The organism is Mesorhizobium sp. M8A.F.Ca.ET.021.01.1.1, assembly GCF_003998025.1.
Classification (GTDB): Bacteria; Pseudomonadota; Alphaproteobacteria; order Rhizobiales; family Rhizobiaceae; genus Mesorhizobium.
Genome location: NZ_RZSJ01000272.1, coordinates 1 through 7,661 on the forward strand (window position 1 = coordinate 1; position 7,661 = coordinate 7,661).

8 protein-coding genes and 2 pseudogenes are annotated in these 7,661 nt (G+C 63.9%); 7 read left to right on the plus strand and 3 right to left on the minus strand.

The genetic code is table 11. The annotated features are described in order from the left end of the window. A pseudogene (locus EOA36_RS20385) lies at nt 1-270 on the plus strand (aldehyde reductase); the annotation flags it as partial. Between the two features lie 34 nt (nt 271-304). Here the strand turns inward: EOA36_RS20385 and EOA36_RS20390 are convergent. Beyond that, complete coding sequence (locus EOA36_RS20390) at nt 305-1,195, minus strand: SDR family oxidoreductase (protein WP_127279156.1); 891 nt, start codon at nt 1,193-1,195, stop codon at nt 305-307. A 135-nt stretch (nt 1,196-1,330) separates the two neighbouring features. On the opposite strand from EOA36_RS20390, the gene EOA36_RS20395 reads away from it, so the two are divergent. Both EOA36_RS20395 and EOA36_RS20400 read left to right on the plus strand, forming a co-directional pair. After that, nucleotides 1,331-1,771, plus strand: a complete 441-nt coding sequence (locus tag EOA36_RS20395; RefSeq protein ID WP_127279157.1) for a helix-turn-helix domain-containing protein — start codon at nt 1,331-1,333, stop codon at nt 1,769-1,771. A gap of 20 nt (nt 1,772-1,791) precedes the next feature. Further along, complete coding sequence (locus EOA36_RS20400) at nt 1,792-3,057, plus strand: NAD(P)/FAD-dependent oxidoreductase (RefSeq protein WP_127279158.1); 1,266 nt, start codon at nt 1,792-1,794, stop codon at nt 3,055-3,057. On the opposite strand, the gene EOA36_RS20405 is transcribed toward EOA36_RS20400, so the two are convergent. Continuing rightward, nucleotides 3,005-3,742: a glutathione S-transferase family protein gene (locus EOA36_RS20405; protein ID WP_167531386.1), complete on the minus strand. Its 738-nt coding sequence runs from the start codon at nt 3,740-3,742 to the stop codon at nt 3,005-3,007. The genes EOA36_RS20400 and EOA36_RS20405 overlap by 53 nt on opposite strands. A 101-nt stretch (nt 3,743-3,843) precedes the next feature. Between EOA36_RS20405 and EOA36_RS20410 the strand changes: the two genes are divergently transcribed. From EOA36_RS20410 to ilvC, 3 genes are all read left to right on the plus strand, one after another. Next, on the plus strand, nt 3,844-4,302 hold the full coding sequence (locus EOA36_RS20410; protein ID WP_127279162.1) for a MarR family transcriptional regulator: 459 nt from the start codon (nt 3,844-3,846) through the stop codon (nt 4,300-4,302). Nucleotides 4,303-4,467: 165 nt separating this feature from the next. Next, the gene (locus tag EOA36_RS20415) at nt 4,468-5,124 is read left to right on the plus strand and encodes a TetR/AcrR family transcriptional regulator (RefSeq protein ID WP_127279159.1); all 657 of its coding nucleotides are present in this window, start codon (nt 4,468-4,470) and stop codon (nt 5,122-5,124) included. Between the two features lie 18 nt (nt 5,125-5,142). Continuing rightward, nucleotides 5,143-6,162: a ketol-acid reductoisomerase gene (gene ilvC / locus EOA36_RS20420; protein WP_013531065.1), complete on the plus strand. Its 1,020-nt coding sequence runs from the start codon at nt 5,143-5,145 to the stop codon at nt 6,160-6,162. Between the two features lie 164 nt (nt 6,163-6,326). Here ilvC and EOA36_RS20425 read toward each other — a convergent pair whose 3' ends face one another. Further along, nucleotides 6,327-6,914, minus strand: a complete 588-nt coding sequence (locus EOA36_RS20425) for a BA14K family protein (protein WP_127279160.1) — start codon at nt 6,912-6,914, stop codon at nt 6,327-6,329. A gap of 191 nt (nt 6,915-7,105) precedes the next feature. Between EOA36_RS20425 and EOA36_RS20430 the strand changes: the two are divergent. Then, nucleotides 7,106-7,661 (plus strand): annotated as a pseudogene (locus EOA36_RS20430) (endonuclease); the annotation flags it as partial.

Consider the following 7,661-nt stretch of genomic DNA (forward strand, 5'->3'; position numbering starts at 1 on the left):
GTGCGGGAGATCGCGCAGGCCGTGAAGACGCGGCTCGGCGCGGCCGCCTCGCGTGTCTCGACGCGGGAGCTTCCCGATTGGCTGGTGCGGGTGGTGGGGTTGTTCAACGCGGAAGCCGCGCAGCTGGTGACGGAACTCGGCAAGGTCAAGAACGCCACCAACGCCAAGGCGGTGCGCATGCTCGGCTGGGCGCCGCGCTCGCGCGAGGATGCCCTGGCCGCCACCGGAGCAAGCCTGGTTCGGCTTGGGCTGGTCAAGACCCCGAAATAGCGCGGCGGGAGAAAGCCTTCCCGCCGCGCGGATTTCAGCCGGCCAGCGCGGCCTTGTTGGCCTTGAGAAACTGCTTCAGCGGTACCGACTTCCGGCCGGAAAGGGTCTCCACCGAGTCCGTTACCATGCCAAGGTCGCCGGCGCGTGTGGCAGCATCGAAGGACACCAGGAGCTTGGCGATCGGCTCGGGAAGCCCGGCCGCCTTCATTCCCTCGGTCAGCGCTTCGTCGGAGAGCTGGACGACCTGGATCGGCTTGCCGGTGACTTCGGTGACCAGTGCGGCGACTTCGGCTGGTGTATAGGCCTTGGGGCCAGTCAGCGTGTAAGTCGTGCTTTCGGTGTCGTCCGAAGCCAGCCCCGCGGCTATGGCCGCGGCCAGATCGCTCCGCGCGCCGTAGGAAATGGCGCCATCGGCCGCGGACGTATACCATTGGCCCGATGCGAGGATTTGCGGCATCGCCATGAACAGGTTCTCGTCGTACCAGCCATTGCGGAAGATCGTGTAGGGAATGCCGCTCGCCTTGATCGCCTGTTCCGTGTCGTAGTGGTCGGGCGCGAAGAGCACCGGCGACCCCGGCTCGGTGTTGGGCATCGAGGTGTAAAGCAGGTGGCCGACGCCTGCCTTGCTGGCCGCAGCGACCGCCGCGAGCTGCTGTTCGCGCCGCTTTCCCTGGATCGCCAGCTCGTTGGTCGAAATGATGAGCGCCCGGTCGGCGCCGGCGAAGGCTTTGGCAAGCGAGGCCTGATCGTCGAAGTCGGCCTCGCGAACAGTGACGCCGCGCGCTGACAGGTCGGCAAGATTGGCGGGCGTGCGGGTCGTGGCGATGATTCGGGCCGCCGGTATCTCGAACGTGTCCAGTAGATGGTTGATGACGCTGCGGCCGAGCTGGCCGGACGCGCCGGTGACGAGAAGAGTTGCGGTCATGGGGGATCCTGACTTTGCGCCGGAAGGGCGGTTCGAGTGGTGGTCTCAAAAAGAGACCAGCACTAAAATAGGAATTGACCCGATGCCGTAAAGAAGGCAGTTTTTGGGGAGGTAGGCACAGGCAGGGAACCAGTCATGGACAGCCGAACCGTCAATCTGAGATCCAAACTCGAAGTCTACAAAGCGATGACCGACGGCGGAAGCATCGCCGATTGCCCGGTCCGCGACGTCATCCAGGGGCTCAATGGCAAATGGAGTTCGCTGTTGACGGCGGCCTTGGCTGAGCAGCCCTATCGCTTCGGCGAGCTGCGGCGGCTGGTTCCCGACATTTCGCAGCGCATGCTGACCCAGACGCTCTACGATCTGCAGCGCGACGGCTATGTGCGTCGCGAAGTGTTTCCGACCAAGCCGCCGAGTGTCGAATACAGCCTGACCGACCTCGGGCGCTCGATGTTCGACGCTTTGCAGTATTTGTTGCAGTGGGCTGAAAACAACCATGACGCGGTGCGCGACGCGCGCACTGCCTTCGACGCGCCAGGCTTGAACAACCGGACAGTGGGCGGCGCGGCGACTTGATTTCGCCCGGCCGCTGAAGGATTGTCCGGCCAGTTCGGCTTGGGGGCATCGGCATTTCCTACGACATCGCAATTGCAGGCGCCGGTCCGGCAGGGCTGGCCATGGCGCTTTACCTCAAGCGCGCCGGCCACAGGGTCACCGTCTTCGAACGCTTCGAGGAACCCAGGCCGGTCGGCTCCGGCCTGATCCTGCAGCCGACCGGGCTGACGGTGCTGGCCGATCTCGGCCTGCTCGATGATGTCATGGCACTTGGTGCCCGGATCGACCGGCTGCATGGCGCCGATGCCTCGACCGGCCGCACCGTGCTCGATGTCCGCTACGACGCCCAGCAGGGCGGCCGCTTCGGCCTGGCGGTGCACCGGGCTGCCCTGTTCGGCGTGCTGTTCCGCGCTGCCGGGCGTGAGACCATCGCCATCGAAACCGGCGTCGAAATCGAGACCCTGGAAACCGGCGAACGGGCAACGCTGATCCGCAGCGGCGGGCGAAAGGCAGGGCCGTTCGATCTGGTCGTCGATGCCAGCGGCGCACGCTCGAAACTGCGGCAATGCGCCGGCAATGCCGCGGCACCACGACCACTCACCTATGGCGCGTTCTGGGCATCGCTGGATTGGCGAGGCGAGGGCTTTGACGAGCACGCGCTCTTGCAGCGCTACGACAAGGCCAGCGTGATGATCGGTGTGCTGCCGATCGGCCGGCCGGAACCCGATGCCGAAAGGATGGCGGCTTTCTTCTGGAGCCTGAAACCGGCGGATGCCGATGCCGTGCGCAACCTCGGCATCGATGCCTGGAAGGAGCGGGTGTTGCGGCTGTGGCCGCAGGCCGAGGCGTTCACCGGCCAGATCGACAGTTTCGACCAGCTCTCGCTGGCCCGCTACGGCCACCATACGATGAAATTTCCGGCTGGCCGGCGGCTGGCCGTGATCGGCGACGCCGCGCATTCGACCAGCCCACAGCTTGGCCAGGGCGCCAACATGGCGCTGCTCGACGCCGCCGCGCTCAGCCATGCGCTGGCGCGAGCGGACGGCGTGGAGGCAGCGCTGGAAGCCTATGCGAGAGCGCGGCGCTGGCATGTGCGGGCCTTCCAGGCACTGTCGCTGGCATTCACGCCCTTCTACCAGTCGGATTCGGCGGCGCTGCCCTTCATCCGCGACCGGCTGGTGGCGACGATCGCCAAAATCCCGCCGGCGCCGCGGTTTCTCGCCTCGATGGTGGCCGGCACGGTGATCGATCCGTTCAAGCGGGCAGGGCTTGCCGAAGCGCGGTGGCCGGATCGCCTTGCCGAATGAGACTCGATAGGAAAGACCCCTTCGCCCGCAGGAAAGCATGCAGGCGCTGCGGATAGTCAGGCGCCACGGCTTGCCTGATCGACGGACGGCCGCTCAACGCCTTGCGCCAGGCCTGGACAAGCGGCTTGCCTTCCAGGATGCCGAAATCGCCGATCCGGTCGAAGGCGTCGAGGTAGCGAAAGACCGGACCGTAAACGGCATCGACGAGGGAAAAGCGGCTGCCAGCGAACCATGGCCCGCGCCGCGGGGTATCGTCCGCGAGTTCAGCCTCGAGGCGGCCAAACATCGCCGACAGCGCACTAGACTCGGCGAGGAAGCCGGCCTCGCTCGGCGCTGAATAGAAGCGACCGATGGCGTTGAGGATGGCCGAGCCGTATTCGATCCAAGCCCGGTGCCGGGCGCGGGCATAGGGGTCGGCAGGGTGGAGGGGATTGGCCTGCGTCTCCTCGAGGAATTCGAGGATGACCGCCGATTCGAAGATTATCGTCTCGTCGCCAGCTTGCCGCACGCGCAGCAGCGGCACCTTGCCGAGTGGCGAGATCGCCTTGAACCAGTCCGGCTTGTCGGCGAGGTCGATGTCGACGCGCTCGAACGGGACGCCCTTCTCGGCCAACGAGATCGCGGCGCGTTGGACATAGGGGCAAAGGGGGTGGCTGACGAGAATGAGGGTGTCGGTATGTTGCACGGGGATGTGCCTCTCGATATCGATGCGGTTGCATTTATGTAGATGCATGTGCATTGATCGTCAAGCTTGATGCAATTGCATCTACCTCGTATGGTTCGGCCATGACAGAGACAGCCATGCCTTCGCCTGAAGCCATCAAGGTCTGGGCCCGCCTGATGCGGGTGTCGCGCCAATTGATGGAACGCGCCGAGGACGCGCTGAAGGAGGGCGGCCTGCCGCCGCTCGCATGGTATGACGTGTTGCACGAGCTTGCCGAGGCCGGCGAGGCCGGTTTGCGGCCGTTTCAATTGATCGAGCGCACCTTGTTTGCCCAGTACAACATCTCGCGGCTACTGGCGCGGCTCGAGGCCGGCGGGCTGGTCGAGAAACTGCCGGTGGCCGATGACGGCCGTGGGCAAACCATCCGCGTCACGGCCACGGGACGTGAGACGCGCCGCCGGATGTGGGCGGTCTACGGGCGCTCGATCGTGGACCTGGTTGGCGCCAAACTGTCAACCGTTGAGCTGAACACGGTCTCGGCGATGCTCGGCCGGCTGCGCGATCCGCCTGTGGACCATTGAGGTTGGACCAGTACTGAGCGGCTGTTGCGCACCGTCGCCTTTTGCCGCCAAATATTTCTACTTTTTCCCCTTGCGTCGGATGGCGGATCGCGCAATATGCCGAACCGTAACGTACGGTACGCTGTTGTTTGACGACGAACTGTACCCTTCGAACAGGAACCGAACGTGTTGCAGGCCAACGCCGACATCGACAACAGCCAGACGCTGACGGAGCGGCAGCAGGCCGTCCTGGACGCGGCGCTGCGGCTGCTGGTCGAGGAGGGCGACAACCTGACCATGACTGCCGTGGCGCGACGCGCCAGCTGTTCCAAGGAAACCCTCTACAAATGGTTCGGCGACCGCGACGGGCTTTTGACGGCAACCGTGCAGTGGCAGGCCTCCAAGGTCCGGGTGGCTCCGGTCGACGGCAAGGGGCTTGACCTTGCCTCGCTGGCGGCGAGCCTAGAGCGTTTCGCTTCCGATTGGCTGAGAGTGATCTCCAGCGACACCTCGATTGCGCTCAACCGTGTCGCGGTCGGCCATGCCGGGTCGGGCAAGGACAATCTCGGCGCCGTCGTGCTGGAGAATGGGCGCTTTGCCCTGGCCAAGCGGCTGAAGCCGGTGCTTGAGGCCGGCCGGCAGGCGGGACTCCTTGAATTTTCGGATGCCGAGATGGCGTTCCGTACCTTTTTCGGACTGGTTGGCCGGGATGTGCAGATCCGTCTGCTCCTCGGTGACCGGCTGGAATTGACTGAGGCGGCGATCGGCGGCGATGCCATCCGCGCGACGCAGCAGTTTCTCGCTCTTTTCGGAGCAACAAACGGCCGCAAGGCCTCTTCATAAAACGGGAAGGAAGTAAAAATGCGCGTCTATTACGATCGTGATGCCGATCTCAACCTGATCAAGGGCAAGAAGGTCGCCATCATCGGCTATGGCAGCCAGGGCAGGGCGCATGCGCTCAACCTCAAGGATTCCGGCGCCAAGGAAATCGCCATCGGCCTCAAGGCCGGCTCGGCGACCGCCAAGAAGGTCGAGGCTGACGGGCTCAAGGTGATGAGCGTCGCCGACGCCGCCAAATGGGCCGATCTGATGATGATGGCGACGCCAGACGAATTGCAGGCCGACATCTACAAGAACGAGATCGCGCCGAACATCCGCGACGGTGCCGCGATCGCCTTCGCGCACGGCCTCAACGTGCATTTCGGCCTCATCGAACCCAAGTCGACCGTCGACGTGGTCATGATCGCGCCGAAGGGTCCCGGCCACACGGTGCGCGGCGAATACCAGAAGGGCGGCGGCGTGCCGTGCCTGGTCGCCGTCAACCAGGACGCCTCGGGCAACGCGCTCGACCTCGCTCTCTCCTATGCTTGCGGCGTCGGCGGCGGCCGTTCGGGCATCATCGAGACCAATTTCCGCGAAGAATGCGAGACCGACCTGTTCGGCGAGCAGGTCGTGCTGTGCGGGGGCCTGGTCGAACTGATCCGCGCCGGCTTCGAGACGCTGGTGGAAGCCGGTTACGCGCCGGAAATGGCCTATTTCGAGTGCCTGCACGAGGTCAAGCTGATCGTCGACCTGATCTATGAAGGCGGCATCGCCAACATGAACTACTCGATCTCCAACACCGCCGAATGGGGCGAATATGTCTCGGGTCCGCGCATCATCACCGCCGAGACCAAGGCCGAGATGAAGCGCGTGCTGAAGGACATCCAGACGGGGAAATTCACCTCGGAATGGATGCAGGAATACCGCGCCGGCATGTCGCGCTTCAAGGGCATCCGCCGCAACAACGACAGCCACCAGATCGAGGAAGTCGGCGCCAAGCTGCGCGCGATGATGCCTTGGATTTCGAAGAACAAGCTGGTGGACAAGGCCAAGAATTGAGCGAAATCTATCCGCTCGAAGCCCCTCCAACTCTTGGTTTTTACGCAATTCCGGATGGAAAACCGCTACGCACTTTTCTGGAATTGCTCTGACTTCGAACGGTCAAAAACCAAAAACGGCGCCACGTGGCGCCGTTTTCATTTCTGGTGTCAGCCGCAGGCAGCTCAACTATAGGGCGACCAGCACTGCTGGCGCGGCCCGTTATAGGGCTGGAACGTGTTGTCGTAAGCGCGGTACGACCGGTAGCGGTTGTAGCACCACCGGACATGGGCGCTCGAAAGCCGTCCCGCGCGGTAGTAGCGGCGTGGCGCCGGCGCATAGTAGTCGTAGTTGTTATAGTTGTTGTACATGCTGCCAAGGCCGAGACCCAGGCCAAGGCCGAGGATCGCGGCGGCGCCATCGTCGTAGTAGCCGCCGTGATAGTAGCGGCGGCCATGGCGCCAGCGCCAGTCGTCGCCGCGGTTCCAGTTGCCGCCACCATTCCAGTGACGGCCGCTCCAGTTGCCTCCGCCATTCCAGTGGCGGCCGTTCCAGTTCCCCGACCGGCGCCATCTCCAATCGTTGTTGAAACTCCGGTTGTTGCCGCCGGCCCAGCCTTCGCGGACCGGGGTGACCGTTGGCGCGGCGGTGCTGGCCGGGATCGACACATCCGGCTGTAGGATCGGCCCGGCAGCGGACGGCGCCGTGACGCCGGAGACAATACCAAGCGCTATCAGCCCGGATTTGACAGTGGAAGAAAAAAGCGCGTTCATTGCACTTCTCCAAGAGAACAGGCCCCACGCCCTACCCAGGGGAATGGGACCACTGTGGATCTTTGCGTCTGAACGGCGGATGAACGGAAAGGTTCCGTCAACCATGGCGCGAACGCCGTCAGGACCAAACGATCCCTGCTTGTGGTCTTGCGATCTTGTCTTCCGCTGCTCTTGCAGGCAAAGGTCAGCGCATGTCGCTGCGCCTTGCCACCTTCAATGTCGAGAACCTGATGAATAGGTTCGACTTTTCCGGCTATCGCAACCAACTCAACGAGGACCGGACACTGGCGCTGTTCGATATCCAGAGCGAGGCCGAATACAGGATGCTGGAACAGGCGCGCGCCATCGCGCAATCCGATGACACGCGCCAGCTGACGGCGCTGGCCATCGCCGCCACCCGCGCCGACATCATCTGCATGCAGGAGGTCGACAACATCGAAGCGCTGAAGGCGTTCGAGTACGGCTATCTGTTCAAGATGGTGGGGCAGGGCTACCGCCAGAAATACACCACGTCGGGCAATGATTCGCGCGGCATCGATGTCGCGATAATGATGCGCAACGAGACTGCGCAGGGACAGCCGATCGAATTCGTGCGCATGACCAGCCACGCCTATGTCACCTACGAGCAGTTCGGCTTGCACACGCCGGAACTCGCGGCGCTTGGCAACCAGGCCAATGAACGCATCTTCCGGCGCGACTGCCTGGAGGTCGACATCAAGGTGGGCGGCGCGCCGATGACGCTCTATC

Excerpts from the sequence above, each read along its gene's own strand:
- EOA36_RS20390 (WP_127279156.1), bottom strand. The coding sequence starts at position 1,195 with ATGACCGCAACTCTTCTCGTCACCGGCGCGTCCGGCCAGCTCGGCCGC.
- EOA36_RS20425 (WP_127279160.1), bottom strand. The coding sequence starts at position 6,914 with ATGAACGCGCTTTTTTCTTCCACTGTCAAATCCGGGCTGATAGCGCTT.
- EOA36_RS20395 (WP_127279157.1), top strand. The coding sequence starts at position 1,331 with ATGGACAGCCGAACCGTCAATCTGAGATCCAAACTCGAAGTCTACAAA.
- EOA36_RS20410 (WP_127279162.1), top strand. The coding sequence starts at position 3,844 with ATGACAGAGACAGCCATGCCTTCGCCTGAAGCCATCAAGGTCTGGGCC.
- ilvC (WP_013531065.1), top strand. The coding sequence starts at position 5,143 with ATGCGCGTCTATTACGATCGTGATGCCGATCTCAACCTGATCAAGGGC.